Origin of the sequence: Bacillus sp. FSL H8-0545 (assembly GCF_038006105.1) — a bacterium.
GTDB classification, from domain to species: domain Bacteria; phylum Bacillota; class Bacilli; order Bacillales; family Bacillaceae_G; genus Bacillus_A; species Bacillus_A cereus_U.
The window spans coordinates 12501-27500 of sequence record NZ_JBBOUO010000001.1; the positions used below are offsets into that span (position 1 = coordinate 12501).

A 15000-nucleotide genomic window follows, 5' to 3' on the forward strand; every position below is an offset into this window, starting at 1 on the left:
CCGACACAGGTAGGCGAGGAGAGAATCCTAAGGTGTGCGAGAGAACTCTGGTTAAGGAACTCGGCAAAATGACCCCGTAACTTCGGGAGAAGGGGTGCTTTCTTAACGGAAAGCCGCAGTGAATAGGCCCAAGCGACTGTTTAGCAAAAACACAGGTCTCTGCGAAGCCGTAAGGCGAAGTATAGGGGCTGACACCTGCCCGGTGCTGGAAGGTTAAGGAGAGGGGTTAGCGTAAGCGAAGCTCTGAACTGAAGCCCCAGTAAACGGCGGCCGTAACTATAACGGTCCTAAGGTAGCGAAATTCCTTGTCGGGTAAGTTCCGACCCGCACGAAAGGTGTAACGATTTGGGCACTGTCTCAACCAGAGACTCGGTGAAATTATAGTACCTGTGAAGATGCAGGTTACCCGCGACAGGACGGAAAGACCCCGTGGAGCTTTACTGTAGCCTGATATTGAATTTTGGTACAGTTTGTACAGGATAGGCGGGAGCCATTGAAACCGGAGCGCTAGCTTCGGTGGAGGCGCTGGTGGGATACCGCCCTGACTGTATTGAAATTCTAACCTACGGGTCTTATCGACCCGGGAGACAGTGTCAGGTGGGCAGTTTGACTGGGGCGGTCGCCTCCTAAAGTGTAACGGAGGCGCCCAAAGGTTCCCTCAGAATGGTTGGAAATCATTCGTAGAGTGCAAAGGCATAAGGGAGCTTGACTGCGAGACCTACAAGTCGAGCAGGGACGAAAGTCGGGCTTAGTGATCCGGTGGTTCCGCATGGAAGGGCCATCGCTCAACGGATAAAAGCTACCCCGGGGATAACAGGCTTATCTCCCCCAAGAGTCCACATCGACGGGGAGGTTTGGCACCTCGATGTCGGCTCATCGCATCCTGGGGCTGTAGTCGGTCCCAAGGGTTGGGCTGTTCGCCCATTAAAGCGGTACGCGAGCTGGGTTCAGAACGTCGTGAGACAGTTCGGTCCCTATCCGTCGTGGGCGCAGGAAATTTGAGAGGAGCTGTCCTTAGTACGAGAGGACCGGGATGGACGCACCGCTGGTGTACCAGTTGTTCTGCCAAGGGCATAGCTGGGTAGCTATGTGCGGAAGGGATAAGTGCTGAAAGCATCTAAGCATGAAGCCCCCCTCAAGATGAGATTTCCCATAGCGTAAGCTAGTAAGATCCCTGAAAGATGATCAGGTTGATAGGTTCGAGGTGGAAGCATGGTGACATGTGGAGCTGACGAATACTAATAGATCGAGGACTTAACCATATAATATGAAGCAAATGTTATCTAGTTTTGAAGGAATATACCTTCAATAGTTTGGTGATGATGGCAGAGAGGTCACACCCGTTCCCATACCGAACACGGAAGTTAAGCTCTCTAGCGCCGATGGTAGTTGGGACCTTGTCCCTGTGAGAGTAGGACGTCGCCAAGCAAGATAAAAACACAAGTCTTTTGACTTGTGTTTTTTTATTTCCCATGAAATAGGTTGGATTCCTGTAGTAAAAATGCTGAAATATAGTAAGGGATTTTTTGAGCAGAAATATTGAGAAACTGATAAATAAATGGATAATCTTCAGATCCATAGCTTCCAAGTAAGTCATACCACCAATCTGTTTCATACCTCGAAATCATACTTAAATTATAGAGCAATAAATAATGAACAAGGAGCTCAGGCAACACTGGCTTAGAGTTTCTAGGGTCGTTCGTAAGTGGTAAATAATAAGTATCAGCAAGATACTCGTAGTATAAAGGTGTGCTATACATAGGATTCCATGATTGAATAGGTGCTGAAAAAAACACATTTAATTCATTATTTTTCTCAGGTACGTGTTGTATTGATAAATGCTTACAAGCTGTTTCGATGTAACGAGAAAATCTCTCTTTAGTCATATGTAGTCGATCTAGTATGTTGACTGAAAAGGAGAGCTCATTTTTATTTGTTGAATCGATTTTATATAATGTTGTTCCTTTTTGACTATAGCGAAATAAATGTTGTAACTCAGGGATTTTCCCCATTAACTCTAACATATTAAACTTTTCTGTTTCCAAGTGTTTCATGTGAAACAGTTGTTCTGCAGCGTGAGTAAATAGTCCGTTTTTCTGTATTTTCACCTCATCTTCTAAAAATTGATATCCTTGTTTTTTTCGTTTACGGGTTGTCACTCCATGTGCTAAAACAGTTGTTGATTCTGGATAGTTTGGATTAATAGTTAATAAACAAGCTTTAAAAAGTTGTCCCATTCCATAAAATAACAGCATTGGCTGAATGGAAAATGGCGCTGTTTTATATAATTCATAATAATTTTTACCGTGTTCTAAGTAATAAATAAATGGATAACAATTTTCAAAACCTTTTTTTTCGGCATCCTGAATCGAGGATTTTTCATAACAACGGGCAAGATAATGTTGTACGTTTTGAGATGAAAAGAAGAAACTTAATTGCTGCCAAGCACAAGGTGTATGATGCATATATTACGCTCCTTTTATTGTCTAAAAATTCTAACATATTCATACTTTCTTGACAGTATTTTAACCAATTGATAAGCTACTAATAATAATTTCTGGTATTATGGGGGGAACAATTATGTGGGAATCTAAATTTGTTAAAGAAGGTTTGACTTTTGATGATGTATTACTTGTACCAGCAAAGTCAGATATATTACCAAGAGAAGTAAGTGTTAAAACAGTTTTATCTGAAAGCTTACAGTTAAACATCCCGTTAATTAGTGCAGGAATGGATACAGTAACAGAAGCTGATATGGCTATTGCAATGGCTCGTCAAGGCGGTTTAGGAATCATCCATAAGAATATGTCTATTGAGCATCAGGCAGAGCAAGTTGACAAAGTAAAACGCTCTGAAAGCGGCGTTATTTCAGATCCATTCTTTTTAACTCCAGAACATCAAGTATATGATGCGGAACATCTTATGGGAAAATACCGCATCTCAGGTGTACCAGTTGTAAATAATTTAGATGAGCGAAAATTAGTTGGTATTATTACAAACCGTGATATGCGCTTCATCCAAGACTACTCAATCAAAATTTCTGACGTAATGACAAAAGAACAGTTAATTACAGCCCCAGTTGGTACTACACTAGGAGAAGCTGAAAAGATCCTACAAAAGTATAAAATCGAAAAGCTTCCTCTTGTTGATAATAGCGGTGTATTACAAGGGCTTATTACAATAAAAGATATTGAAAAAGTAATTGAATTTCCAAACTCTGCAAAGGATAAGCAAGGACGCTTATTGGTTGGAGCAGCAGTTGGTGTAACAGCTGATGCAATGCTTCGTATCGATGCATTAGTAAAAGCGAGTGTAGATGCAATTGTACTTGATACAGCTCATGGACATTCTCAAGGTGTTATTGAAAAAGTAAAAGAAGTTCGCGCAAAATATCCAGCACTAAATATTATTGCTGGAAATGTTGCTACAGCTGAAGCAACGAAAGCATTAATTGAAGCTGGTGCAAATGTAGTTAAAGTTGGTATTGGACCAGGTTCTATTTGTACAACGCGTGTTGTAGCTGGAGTTGGTGTACCACAATTAACAGCAGTTTATGATTGTGCAACTGAAGCTCGTAAACATGGTATTCCAGTTATTGCAGATGGCGGTGTTAAGTACTCTGGTGATATGGTTAAAGCTTTAGCGGCAGGGGCACACGTTGTTATGCTAGGTAGTATGTTCGCTGGTGTAGCTGAAAGCCCTGGAGAAACTGAAATTTACCAAGGCCGTCAATTTAAAGTATATCGTGGTATGGGTTCTGTTGGAGCAATGGAAAAAGGAAGTAAAGATCGCTACTTCCAAGAAGGAAACAAAAAACTTGTTCCAGAAGGTATTGAAGGACGAGTACCATATAAAGGACCTTTAGCAGATACAGTTCATCAATTAGTTGGTGGATTACGTGCAGGTATGGGATACTGCGGAGCACAGAATTTAGAATTCTTACGTGAGAATGCGCAGTTCATTCGTATGTCAGGTGCTGGTTTACGTGAAAGCCATCCTCATCACGTACAGATTACAAAAGAGGCTCCAAACTACTCATTATAATGTCTTATATGTAAATAGACGGAGATTTGATATCTCTGTCTATTTTTTTTTGATTATGTTAGAATAACGGTTATGTGAGTACATAGATATTGGGGGTAGCAAAAGTGAAAGGTATGTTTTGCAAAAGATTCATTGCGTTGGTAACAGTGCTTACAATAGCTTGTAGCATGCTTGTACCATATAGCAATGCATCAGCAGAAACAGGAGCCGCTTTAAACATTGAAGCAGGTGCGGCAATTTTAGTAGAAGCGAATTCTGGGAAGATTTTATATCAAAAAAATGCAGATGAGTTATTATCAATTGCTAGTATGACAAAAATGATGAGTGAATACCTAGTGAACGAGGCTGTTGCGAAAGGGAAACTAAAATGGGATCAAAAAGTTAAGGTTTCCGAATATGCGTATAACATTTCGCAAGATCGTTCATTATCGAATGTGCCTCTACGAAACGGTGAGTCTTATACAGTAAAAGAGCTATACGAAGCAATGGCAATTTATTCTGCTAATGGTGCAACAATAGCGTTAGCTGAAGCAGTTGCTGGAAAAGAAGTAGACTTTGTAAAAATGATGAATGATAAATCGAAAGAGTTTGGATTAAAAAATTATAAGTTTGTAAATTCTACGGGCTTAACGAACAAAGATTTAAAAGGACACCATCCTGAAGGGACAACTCCAGATGAAGAAAATAAAATGTCTGCGAGAGATGTAGCAATTTTAGCACAACGTCTTATTCAAGATTTCCCTAAAACATTAGACATAGCAAAAATTTCAAAAAAAGTATTCCGTGAAGGTACTCCGGATCGGATCGAAATGCCTAACTGGAACTGGATGTTAAAAGGGTTAATTAAGGAATATGAAGGCGTAGATGGTCTGAAAACAGGATCAACTCCAGAAGCAGGAGATTGTTTCACTGGTACGATTGAAAGAAATGGTATGCGTTTCATTTCTGTAGTTATTAAAACAAAATCTCATACAGCAAGATTTGATGAGACAAAGAAATTATATGATTATGGCTTTGCTAACTTTGAAATGAAGAAAATGTATGAAAAAGGTTCTTCGGTTAAAGGAAAAGAAACAGTAAGAGTTGAAAATGCGAAAGATAAAGATGTAGCAGTTCAAACGAAGCAAGCTGTTTCAGTTCCGGTGCCAAAGGGAAGTAAAGACGTTTATAAAACAGAATTTAAAGAAGGAAATAAGGGACAAGAAGCACCTATGAAAAAAGGAGTTGCACTTGGCCAAATGGTTGTAACGGCTAAAGATAGTAATGACCCTGGATTTTTATCAGGAAAATCATTACAAGTAGACCTTGTAACAAAGTCTGAAGTAGAAGAGGCAGGCTGGTTCACACGTTCTATGCGCGGAATTGGTTCTTTCTTTAGTGGTATGTGGAATAGTGCTGTTGATACAGTAAAAGGTTGGTTTTAAAAGCTCCTCATTGTAGGAGCTTTTTCTTATTCCTATTTTTCATACCGACTTTATGAAAAAGTAGTGGACAAGCATCAGATAGTTAGTGGTAGAATGTAAGAGTATTCTTAATTTTCTTCTTTAACGGGGGAAAGCAATTCACCTAGGGGGGTTTTTGTACATGACAAATGTAACAGGGACAGAACGTGTAAAACGTGGAATGGCAGAAATGCAAAAAGGCGGCGTTATTATGGACGTAGTTAACGCTGAGCAAGCAAGGATTGCAGAAGAGGCAGGCGCAGTTGCTGTTATGGCATTAGAGCGTGTACCTGCAGATATTCGTGCAGTAGGTGGCGTTTCTCGTATGGCAGATCCAACAATTGTTGAAGAAGTTATGGGTGCTGTGTCAATTCCGGTTATGGCAAAATGCCGTATCGGTCACCTTGTAGAAGCACGTGTATTAGAATCATTAGGGGTAGACTATATCGATGAGAGTGAAGTATTAACTCCTGCTGATGAAGTATACCATTTAAATAAACGTGATTACACAGTTCCGTTTGTATGTGGTTGCCGTGATATCGGAGAAGCTGCACGTCGTATTGCAGAAGGTGCATCTATGCTTCGTACAAAAGGTGAGCCTGGAACAGGAAACATTGTAGAGGCAGTGCGTCATATGCGCCAAGTCAATGCAGAAATCCGTCAAGTTGCGAGTCTACGTGAAGATGAGTTAATGACATATGCAAAAAATACTGGTGCTCCTTATGAAGTACTACTTGAAATTAAACGCCTTGGTCGTTTACCAGTTGTAAACTTTGCAGCAGGTGGTGTAGCAACACCAGCAGATGCAGCGTTAATGATGCAACTTGGTGCTGATGGTGTATTTGTTGGATCTGGTATCTTCAAATCAGAAAACCCAGAGAAATTTGCACGTGCAATCGTTGAAGCAACGACTCATTATGAAGATTACGAACTAATTGCAAGCCTTTCTAAAGGATTAGGTAATGCAATGAAAGGTGTCGAAATTTCAACGTTATTACCAGAACAACGCATGCAAGAGCGTGGATGGTAATTAAAGGAGATCTTTAAAATGGTGAAAATCGGTGTGCTAGGTCTTCAAGGTGCTGTTCGTGAGCATGTGAAATCAGTTGAAGCAAGTGGTGCAGAAGCTGTTGTTGTAAAGCGTATAGAACAACTTGAAGAAATTGATGGTCTTATTTTACCAGGCGGTGAAAGTACAACAATGCGCCGTCTTATTGATAAGTATGCTTTCATGGAGCCTCTTCGTACATTTGCGAGGTCTGGTAAACCAATGTTTGGTACATGTGCAGGAATGATTCTTCTTGCGAAAACACTTATTGGCTATGAAGAAGCACATATTGGTGCTATGGATATTACGGTTGAGCGCAATGCGTTCGGACGCCAAAAAGATAGTTTTGAAGCTGCACTTTCAATGAAGGGTGTGGGAGAAGACTTTGTTGGTGTATTTATCCGTGCTCCGTATGTTGTAAATGTAGCTGATGATGTTGAAGTACTTTCTACACATGGCGATCGAATGGTAGCGGTAAGACAATGTCAGTTTTTAGCTGCTTCTTTCCATCCAGAATTAACGGATGATCACCGTGTAACAGCATACTTTGTAGAGATGGTAAAAGAAGCGAAAATGAAAAAAGTTGTATAAGTAACTTGCAACTTGTATAAGATTATAGTAAATTGATGATAACAATTTTATAAAATAAGCGTGTTGATAGGAAGTAGTAACAAATGTTGTTTCTTATAGAGAGTCGATGGTTGGTGGAAATCGATAGAAACAGTTTGTGAATCCATCCTGGAATGGAATGTGGAATATCTTTTGATTAGTAAGCATTCCCGGTGAAGAGCCGTTATTTCTACTTGAGAGGAAAGCGGTAATGCTTTCAACTAGGGTGGCAACGCGGGTTAACTCCCGTCCCTTTGTATAGGGACGGGAGTTTTTTGTGTTTTATAAAATAAAAGGAGGAGTATATAATGCTTGATATTAAATTTTTACGTACGAATTTTGAAGAAGTAAAAGCAAAATTACAGCATAGAGGCGAAGACTTAACGGATTTTGGTCGCTTTGAAGAACTTGATACGAGAAGAAGAGAGCTACTTGTTCAAACAGAAGAATTAAAAAGTAAACGTAACGAAGTATCTCAACAAATTTCAGTATTAAAGCGTGAAAAGAAAGATGCGGAAGCTCTAATTCTAGAAATGCGTGAAGTTGGGGAAAAAGTAAAAGATCTTGATAATGAGCTTCGTACAGTTGAAGAAGATTTAGAAAGATTAATGCTATCTATCCCAAATATCCCTCATGAATCTGCTCCAATAGGTGAAACAGAGGATGATAACGTAGTAGCACGTACTTGGGGAGAAGTGAAAGAATTTACTTATGAGCCAAAACCGCATTGGGACCTTGCTACTGATTTAGGGATTTTAGATTTTGAACGTGCTGGGAAAGTAACAGGAAGCCGATTTGTATTTTACAAAGGTGCTGGTGCAAGATTAGAACGTGCTTTGATTAGCTTTATGCTTGACCTTCATACTGATGAGCATGGATATGAGGAAGTATTGCCTCCTTATATGGTAAACCGTGCAAGTATGACAGGAACAGGACAACTTCCGAAGTTTGAAGAAGATGCATTCCGTATTGAAAGTGAAGATTATTTCCTAATCCCAACAGCTGAAGTACCTGTAACGAATATGCATCGTGATGAGATTGTGAGTAAAGAGCAATTGCCGATACGATATGCTGCGTTTAGCTCATGCTTCCGTTCTGAAGCAGGTTCAGCTGGTCGTGATACACGTGGTTTAATTCGCCAACACCAATTTAATAAAGTTGAACTTGTGAAGTTCGTGAAACCAGAAGATTCTTACGAAGAGTTAGAAAAATTAACAAATGATGCAGAGCGCGTGTTACAATTATTAGAGTTGCCATATCGCGTTATGAGCATGTGTACAGGAGATTTAGGATTTACAGCAGCGAAGAAATACGATATTGAAGTATGGATTCCAAGCTATGGTACATATCGTGAAATTTCTTCTTGTAGTAATTTTGAGGCATTCCAAGCGAGACGCGCGAATATCCGTTTCCGTCGTGAGCCAAATGGCAAACCGGAACATGTTCATACACTAAATGGATCTGGTCTTGCAATTGGACGTACAGTGGCAGCTATTTTAGAGAACTACCAACAAGAAGATGGTACAATTATAATTCCAGAAGTTCTTCGCCCTTATATGGGAGGAAAAACAGTTATTAAATAAGTTAAAACATTCATCGGTATGAGTGATTGGTAATTATGGACGTTGTCAGCACTGTCATAAAGGAGAGGGGAAGTAAAATTTTCCTTTCCTCATAATTTATTATAGTAGGGTTGACTAACTGTTTTTCTTTTGATATTATATTTGATGTCAATATGGAGGTATACCCAAGTCTGGCTGAAGGGATCGGTCTTGAAAACCGACAGGCGGCGAGAGTCGCGCGGGGGTTCGAATCCCTCTACCTCCTCCAGATATAATTGACAACAGCGCATATAAGTGGAGATTGGAGAACTCGTTACCAACACGTAACGAGTTTTTATTTTAAAACCAATCATAAAGTATGATGTAAGGATATAGTGTCCTTATTACACACTCATATTCCGATGATTATCTTCATAGATATGAAAGGAGTTAACATGGATCTTATTATACAAACGTTTCCTTTAGATGGAAAAACTTTATATTATGTACAATGTCCTGTCTGTAAGAACAATAGAATTTTAAACAGTGGTGCAAATGTGTCGCGCATTATAAGTGATGATACATTCCGTAAACTTTGTGGTTGCACTTGTGATGTAAAACAGGTTGCAAAAAAAGTAGAGGTATCAAAAGAAGCTGAAAAACCAGTTGTGCAAAAAGAAGTAACTCCAAAACGTACAGGGAAATTACTAACAGCAGTAATTAATGGGAAAGAATTGACTGTTAAAGAGATTGCTGAAACATATGATATTAGTACGAGTACTGTTCGTCAGCGTATTAATGCTGGAAAGCCAGAGAGTGAAATTATTGCTCCGACAAAAAAGAAAAAGTAATTTCATAGGAAAACCCGTGCATATGCACGGGTTTTTTATTTTACAAGTTTACGTGTTTGTTTTAAAAAATGTCCAATTTTTTTAATGATTGGTTCGATTGAATCGCCATCTTTTAAAATATCGTATTCATTAATGTTTAATCGTAAAACAGGGCATGAATTAAAGTTATTAATCCAGTTATCGTAACGTCCATGCATCTCTTTCCAATATTCAATTGGTGTTTGCTGCTCCATGGGACGTCCTCGTTCTTGAATACGATCGACAATATCATCAAAAGAACCTTCTAGGTAAATTAATAAGTCTGGATGAGGGAAGTAAGGAGTCATGACCATAGCATCAAATAAACCTTTGTATGTCTCATAATCAGTTTCAGTCATTGTACCCTTTTCGTAATGCATTTTTGCGAAAATACCAGTGTCCTCATAGATAGAACGGTCTTGAACAAAACCGCCACCATATTCGAAAATTCTTTTTTGTTCTTTAAATCGTTCTGCTAAAAAGTACACTTGTAAGTGAAAGCTCCAGCGTGTGAAATCAGCATAGAACTTGTCCAAATATGGGTTGGAATCTACTTTTTCAAAAGATGTACGATAACCTAAAGCGTTAGCTAATGCAGTTGTCATAGTGGATTTACCGACACCTACTGTTCCAGCAATAGTGATAACTGCATCATTTGGTATATCATATTTTTGCCTTAAATTCATTGTTATTTCGACTCCTTCAAGAGAGTATTTTGAAGAGCGGATAAGATGACATTTAAATCATCAGGATTTCTTACAAAATCCATATCGTCTCCATTAAATTTCAATACTGGAATATCTGGATGGTCCTTTTTGAAAGCATCCATTGCTGTTTCGTAATCTTTTGTAAGCTGTAGTAAGTAATTTGGATCCATATTTTTTTCGAATTCTCTTCCGCGCATCGCAATTCGTTTTTGTAATGTTTCTAGGCTCGCTGTTAAATAAACGATGACATTTGGTACAGGCATATCTTGCGTAAGAATGCGATAAATTTGCATGTACTTGTCATATTGAGCATCTTTTAATGTACGGGATGCAAAAATTAAATTTTTAAATATATGATAATCTGCTACTACAGGCTTTCTTTGATTCAAATACTTTATGTTAATATCCTCTAGTTGTTTGTATCTATTACAAAGAAAGAACATCTCTGTTTGAAAACTCCATTCGTCGATGTCTTCGTAGAATTTTCCTAAAAAAGGATTTTCATCAACAATCTCTTTTAGTAAGTGGAGTTGCATGTGAGTTGAAAGTTCCTTCGCAAGTGAAGTTTTTCCAACACCAATTGGTCCTTCAACCGTGATAAATGGTACTCCGGTCACGCTGTTTCCTCCTTTCAATCAGTGATTTACCGTGACTACTAAAAACACAAAACAGAATTATTGTAGCACAAGAGGGGAGCGAGCGGACTAATTTGATATAAAAAGTTAGAAAATAGATATGTATTAATTAAATTTTATTTGGGATGACGGTACAATATTTGCCTTTAATGTGGCTTCCATTATTTTTAAAGCATGTTCATTATCTTGCTCGTTATTAGAAGCGATGCAATCCCGTGGTACATAAAGTGTATAATTTCTCATATGGGCATCATTAGCTGTAAAAAGGATGCATATGTTCCCGGCAATTCCTGTTAAAATGAGATTTTCGATTTTTAAATAACCTAATAAAGAATTCAAAGGTGTTTCATAAAAAGCAGAGTAATGTGGTTTAATAAAAATGTAATCGTCAGTATGCGGAGCAATGGCCTCGATAATATTTTTACTATACTTATTTGTACAATGAGTGATAAGTTGATCAATATCAGATCTCCAAAGTTGATAGTGATCATTGACATAAATTATTGGATAGCCCAATGATTTCATGGTGTCCTTTAATTGTAAAATGGGGTTCTTTATAATTTCACATTTCTGTGCCAGGATGGGTCCGTGGGAGAATTGAAAATCATTAATCATATCGATAATGAGTAAGGCAGTATTTTTCATATGTAATTCCCTCTCTTTCTTCTTTAGGTTGGATTGAATTTGTAAAAGTTATCCCACCTGCAAGAAATGAAAAAGTGTATTTTATTTTTGGTGAAAGGACTATATTATGGAGCGAGATATATATTTTATGCAGTTAGCAATAGAGGAAGCGAAGAAGGCGGAGGCGATACAAGAGGTACCAATTGGTGCTGTAATTGTGCTAGATGGTGAAGTGATTAGTGTCGCACATAACTTAAGAGAAACTGAACAGAGATCAATAGCTCACGCCGAACTCTTAGCTATTGATGAAGCTTGCAAAAAATTAGGGACATGGCGTTTAGAAGATGCAACGTTATATGTAACATTAGAACCTTGCCCAATGTGTGCAGGGGGAATTGTTTTATCGCGTATAAAACGGGTTGTATATGGTGCGAGCGATCCGAAAGGTGGATGTGCAGGTACGTTGATGAATCTTTTAACTGATGAGCGTTTTAATCATCAGTGTGAAGTAGTGCCTGGTGTACTTGAAGAGGAATGTGGTACGTTGTTAACGATTTTTTTTAGGGAGCTTCGTAAGAAAAGAAAAGAAGTGAAAAAACTAGAGAAAAGTAATGGTAACTAACGTATTTGCATTTTGTAAAAAAACAAGTTATACTGATAATGCCTTATCCAAGGCAACCGAATATTGGTTTTAACTTTGCCGTGCTAAGCGGGGAGGTAGCGGTGCCCTATACTCGCAATCCGCTCTAGCGAGGCTGAATCCCTTCTCGAGGTTATGCTGCTGTAAGGTCTGCCTTAAGTAAGTGGTGTTGACGTTTGGGTCCTGCGCAACGGGACCCCGTGAACCTTGTCAGGTCCGGAAGGAAGCAGCAATAAGCGGGTTTTCTCGTGTGCCGCAGGAGTGCCTGAACCGAGCTAACTGCTTGAGTAACGCTTATGGTACGTAATCGACAGAAGGTGCACGGCAGTTATATATGTATACAAAACTCACCTTTATATAAAGGTGAGTTTTTTGTATGGAAAATAACTTTTGGAATCTATAAACAGAATGGGTTATAATAAATAAGATAATAACCTTTGAGGGAGGCCGTATTTTCGTGTCATACCAAGCGTTATACCGAACATGGAGACCGCAAAAATTCGAAGATGTAGTCGGTCAAAAGCACGTGACAAAAACGTTGCAAAATGCCCTTCTTCAAGAGAAAGCTTCACATGCTTATTTGTTTTCGGGTCCGAGGGGAACAGGGAAAACGACAATTGCAAAAGTATTTGCAAAGGCAATTAACTGTGAACACGCCCCGGTAGCTGAACCTTGTAATGAATGTCCTTCTTGTTTAGGAATTACACAAGGGTCTATTTCAGATGTATTAGAAATTGATGCGGCTTCAAATAACGGTGTAGATGAAATTCGAGATATAAGAGATAAAGTAAAATATGCTCCAAGTGCTGTAGGATATAAAGTATACATTATTGATGAAGTTCACATGCTTTCTATGGGTGCCTTTAATGCGCTTTTGAAAACTTTAGAAGAGCCGCCAGGACATGTTATTTTTATTCTGGCGACAACAGAACCGCATAAGATTCCAGCTACAATTATTTCGCGTTGTCAGCGTTTCGAGTTTCGAAAGATATCAGTAAATGATATCGTTGAGAGATTATCGACGGTTGTGACAAATGAAGGTACGCAAGTAGAAGATGAAGCGTTACAAATCGTAGCGCGTGCCGCCGAAGGTGGTATGCGTGATGCCCTCAGTCTTATTGATCAAGCTATTTCTTATAGTGATGAGACGGTGACGAGTGAAGATGTTTTAGCTGTAACAGGATCTGTATCTCAGCGATATTTGGGTGACCTGGTAGAATGTATACGTGAAAATGATGTATCAAGAGCGTTACGTATTATAGATGAGATGATGAGTAAAGGGAAAGATCCAGTTCGCTTTATGGAGGATTTCATTTACTACTATCGTGATATGCTTTTATATCAAACTTCACCACAATTAGAACGTATGTTGGAACGGGTAATTGTAGATGATCAATTCCGTACGTTAAGTGAAGAAATGCAACCGGAAGTAATCTATGAAATTATTCATACCCTTAGTAAGGGACAACAGGAGATGAAGTGGACAAACCATCCAAGAATATTCTTGGAAGTTGTTATGGTGCAACTGTGTCAGCAGTTTATGATGCAAGCAAACGGCGCAGATCGTTTACAAGCGATTATGAACAGGATGCAGCAACTGGAGAAAGAGTTAGAGCAAGTTAAAAAGAATGGCGTGCCAGCTGGTGTGCAGCAGGAAGTAAGAGAGACGCGGGCAACACCAAAACCGGTACGAACAGGAAGTATGAAAATTCCTGTTGGACGTGTGAATGAAGTGTTAAAGCAAGCAAAGCGTCAAGATTTAGAACAGTTAAAAGCTGTATGGGGCGAATTGTTAGGAAGGCTCAAATCACATAACAAAGTAGCATTTGCTGTTTTATTAGAAAATAGTGAACCAGTTGCGGCTTCGGATGATACCTATGTGTTAGCATTTCAATATGAGATTCATTGCAAAATGGCTAGTGAAAATCGAGAAGCGATGGATACATTGGAACAAACTCTTTTTGAATTGTTAAGTAAAAGGTTAAATATGATTGCTATCCCGAAAAGTGAATGGGGTAAAATTCGTGAAGACTTTTTACAACGCGAAGGCGGGGATTCCGAAGAAAGCCCAGAACAAAAAGAAGATCCTCTTATAGAAGAGGCTGTAAAATTAGTAGGGCAAGAACTTATTGAAATAAAAGAGTAATAATAATGAGGAGGAATTAATTATGATGCGTGGCGGAATGGGAAATATGAATAATATGATGAAACAAATGCAAAAGATGCAAAAAGACATGGCGAAGGCACAAGAAGAGCTTGGCGAAAAAACAGTTGAAGGTACAGCTGGTGGCGGAATGGTTACTGTTATCACAAATGGCCATAAGCAAGTTCTTGAAGTGAAAATTAAAGAAGAAGTTGTAGATCCAGAAGATATTGAAATGTTACAAGACTTAGTATTAGCTGCAACGAATGATGCACTTAAAAAGGTTGATGAACTTTCAAACTCTACAATGGGCAAATTTACAAAAGGCATGAACTTACCAGGTGGAATGTTCTAGGAGGATATTGATATATGCATTATCCAGAACCGATATCAAAATTAATCGATAGTTTTATGAAGTTGCCAGGAATCGGACCGAAAACAGCGGTTCGATTGGCGTTTTTCGTGTTAGATATGAAAGAGGATGATGTACTAGGTTTTGCAAAAGCACTTGTGAATGCGAAGCGAGATTTAGCGTATTGTTCTGTGTGCGGACATATCACTGACCGCGATCCTTGTTATATTTGTGACGATTCGCATAGGGATCAATCGGTTATTTGTGTAGTACAAGAGCCGAAAGATGTAATTGCGATGGAAAAAATGAAAGAGTATCAAGGTGTATATCATGTTTTGCGTGGTGC

At 38.9% G+C, this 15000-nt stretch carries 14 protein-coding genes, 1 tRNA gene, 2 rRNA genes, 1 other RNA gene and 1 other annotated feature (2 of these 19 running past the window's edge); of the genes, 14 read left to right on the forward strand and 4 right to left on the reverse strand.

Going from position 1 to position 15000, the window contains the following annotated elements:
- Both MHI07_RS00050 and rrf read left to right on the forward strand, forming a co-directional pair.
- Positions 1 to 1262 (forward strand): 23S ribosomal RNA (locus MHI07_RS00050); it begins 1660 nt to the left of the window's first position.
- Between the two features lie 50 nt (positions 1263 to 1312).
- Positions 1313 to 1428, forward strand: a 5S ribosomal RNA gene (gene rrf / locus MHI07_RS00055).
- Positions 1429 to 1463: 35 nt separating this feature from the next.
- On the opposite strand, the gene MHI07_RS00060 is transcribed toward rrf, so the two are convergent.
- On the reverse strand, positions 1464 to 2465 hold the full coding sequence (locus tag MHI07_RS00060) for a YaaC family protein (RefSeq protein ID WP_016106805.1): 1002 nt from the start codon (positions 2463 to 2465) through the stop codon (positions 1464 to 1466).
- Positions 2466 to 2580: 115 nt separating this feature from the next.
- Between MHI07_RS00060 and guaB the strand changes: the two genes are divergently transcribed.
- The 7 genes from guaB (at position 2581) to MHI07_RS00095 (ending at position 9535) form a co-directional block, all read left to right on the forward strand.
- Positions 2581 to 4044 carry an IMP dehydrogenase gene (gene guaB, locus MHI07_RS00065; protein ID WP_002159656.1) on the forward strand — a complete coding sequence of 488 codons (1464 nt, stop codon included), beginning with the start codon at positions 2581 to 2583 and terminating at the stop codon, positions 4042 to 4044.
- 113 nt (positions 4045 to 4157) lie between these two features.
- Positions 4158 to 5468, forward strand: coding sequence for a D-alanyl-D-alanine carboxypeptidase family protein (locus MHI07_RS00070; protein ID WP_340826854.1), 1311 nt, complete (start codon positions 4158 to 4160; stop codon positions 5466 to 5468).
- A gap of 160 nt (positions 5469 to 5628) precedes the next feature.
- Entirely contained in the window at positions 5629 to 6516 is an 888-nt protein-coding gene (gene pdxS / locus MHI07_RS00075) for a pyridoxal 5'-phosphate synthase lyase subunit PdxS (RefSeq protein ID WP_002151929.1), read from the forward strand.
- 18 nt (positions 6517 to 6534) lie between these two features.
- Complete coding sequence (gene pdxT / locus MHI07_RS00080) at positions 6535 to 7125, forward strand: pyridoxal 5'-phosphate synthase glutaminase subunit PdxT (protein WP_016106807.1); 591 nt, start codon at positions 6535 to 6537, stop codon at positions 7123 to 7125.
- 54 nt (positions 7126 to 7179) lie between these two features.
- Positions 7180 to 7400, forward strand: a binding site (T-box leader).
- A 51-nt stretch (positions 7401 to 7451) separates the two neighbouring features.
- Positions 7452 to 8726, forward strand: coding sequence for a serine--tRNA ligase (serS, locus tag MHI07_RS00085; protein WP_002009617.1), 1275 nt, complete (start codon positions 7452 to 7454; stop codon positions 8724 to 8726).
- A 154-nt stretch (positions 8727 to 8880) separates the two neighbouring features.
- Positions 8881 to 8973, forward strand: a tRNA-Ser gene (locus MHI07_RS00090).
- Positions 8974 to 9139: 166 nt separating this feature from the next.
- The gene (locus MHI07_RS00095; RefSeq protein WP_340821386.1) at positions 9140 to 9535 is read left to right on the forward strand and encodes a DUF3797 domain-containing protein; all 396 of its coding nucleotides are present in this window, start codon (positions 9140 to 9142) and stop codon (positions 9533 to 9535) included.
- Positions 9536 to 9570: 35 nt separating this feature from the next.
- Here MHI07_RS00095 and MHI07_RS00100 read toward each other — a convergent pair whose 3' ends face one another.
- The 3 genes from MHI07_RS00100 to MHI07_RS00110 form a co-directional block, all read right to left on the reverse strand.
- Positions 9571 to 10239 carry a deoxynucleoside kinase gene (locus MHI07_RS00100; protein WP_002009620.1) on the reverse strand — a complete coding sequence of 223 codons (669 nt, stop codon included), beginning with the start codon at positions 10237 to 10239 and terminating at the stop codon, positions 9571 to 9573.
- Positions 10240 to 10241: 2 nt separating this feature from the next.
- On the reverse strand, positions 10242 to 10877 hold the full coding sequence (locus tag MHI07_RS00105; protein WP_002159650.1) for a deoxynucleoside kinase: 636 nt from the start codon (positions 10875 to 10877) through the stop codon (positions 10242 to 10244).
- A gap of 123 nt (positions 10878 to 11000) precedes the next feature.
- Positions 11001 to 11540, reverse strand: coding sequence for an isochorismatase family cysteine hydrolase (locus tag MHI07_RS00110; protein WP_002063357.1), 540 nt, complete (start codon positions 11538 to 11540; stop codon positions 11001 to 11003).
- Between the two features lie 106 nt (positions 11541 to 11646).
- Here MHI07_RS00110 and tadA point away from each other — a divergent pair, with 106 nt between their 5' ends.
- The 5 genes from tadA to recR all read left to right on the forward strand — a co-directional run.
- The gene (tadA, locus tag MHI07_RS00115; protein WP_002029304.1) at positions 11647 to 12141 is read left to right on the forward strand and encodes a tRNA adenosine(34) deaminase TadA; all 495 of its coding nucleotides are present in this window, start codon (positions 11647 to 11649) and stop codon (positions 12139 to 12141) included.
- A gap of 78 nt (positions 12142 to 12219) precedes the next feature.
- Positions 12220 to 12484, forward strand: an RNA gene (ffs, locus tag MHI07_RS00120) — signal recognition particle sRNA large type.
- A gap of 132 nt (positions 12485 to 12616) precedes the next feature.
- Complete coding sequence (dnaX, locus tag MHI07_RS00125; RefSeq protein WP_340821389.1) at positions 12617 to 14305, forward strand: DNA polymerase III subunit gamma/tau; 1689 nt, start codon at positions 12617 to 12619, stop codon at positions 14303 to 14305.
- 25 nt (positions 14306 to 14330) lie between these two features.
- Entirely contained in the window at positions 14331 to 14657 is a 327-nt protein-coding gene (locus MHI07_RS00130) for a YbaB/EbfC family nucleoid-associated protein (protein WP_171902539.1), read from the forward strand.
- A gap of 14 nt (positions 14658 to 14671) precedes the next feature.
- Positions 14672 to 15000, forward strand: the 5' portion of a protein-coding gene (gene recR / locus MHI07_RS00135) for a recombination protein RecR (RefSeq protein ID WP_002159648.1). 268 nt of this gene lie beyond the right edge of the window; the window shows 329 of its 597 coding nt (coding positions 1-329); the start codon lies at positions 14672 to 14674; the stop codon falls past the right edge of the window.

What these genes read in the sequence shown, in the direction of transcription:
- MHI07_RS00060 (WP_016106805.1), bottom strand. Translation starts at nt 2,465, where the DNA reads ATGCATCATACACCTTGTGCTTGGCAGCAATTAAGTTTCTTCTTTTCA.
- guaB (WP_002159656.1), top strand. Translation starts at nt 2,581, where the DNA reads ATGTGGGAATCTAAATTTGTTAAAGAAGGTTTGACTTTTGATGATGTA.
- MHI07_RS00070 (WP_340826854.1), top strand. Translation starts at nt 4,158, where the DNA reads ATGTTTTGCAAAAGATTCATTGCGTTGGTAACAGTGCTTACAATAGCT.
- pdxS (WP_002151929.1), top strand. Translation starts at nt 5,629, where the DNA reads ATGACAAATGTAACAGGGACAGAACGTGTAAAACGTGGAATGGCAGAA.
- pdxT (WP_016106807.1), top strand. Translation starts at nt 6,535, where the DNA reads ATGGTGAAAATCGGTGTGCTAGGTCTTCAAGGTGCTGTTCGTGAGCAT.
- serS (WP_002009617.1), top strand. Translation starts at nt 7,452, where the DNA reads ATGCTTGATATTAAATTTTTACGTACGAATTTTGAAGAAGTAAAAGCA.
- MHI07_RS00095 (WP_340821386.1), top strand. Translation starts at nt 9,140, where the DNA reads ATGGATCTTATTATACAAACGTTTCCTTTAGATGGAAAAACTTTATAT.
- MHI07_RS00100 (WP_002009620.1), bottom strand. Translation starts at nt 10,239, where the DNA reads ATGAATTTAAGGCAAAAATATGATATACCAAATGATGCAGTTATCACT.
- MHI07_RS00110 (WP_002063357.1), bottom strand. Translation starts at nt 11,540, where the DNA reads ATGAAAAATACTGCCTTACTCATTATCGATATGATTAATGATTTTCAA.
- tadA (WP_002029304.1), top strand. Translation starts at nt 11,647, where the DNA reads ATGGAGCGAGATATATATTTTATGCAGTTAGCAATAGAGGAAGCGAAG.
- MHI07_RS00130 (WP_171902539.1), top strand. Translation starts at nt 14,331, where the DNA reads ATGCGTGGCGGAATGGGAAATATGAATAATATGATGAAACAAATGCAA.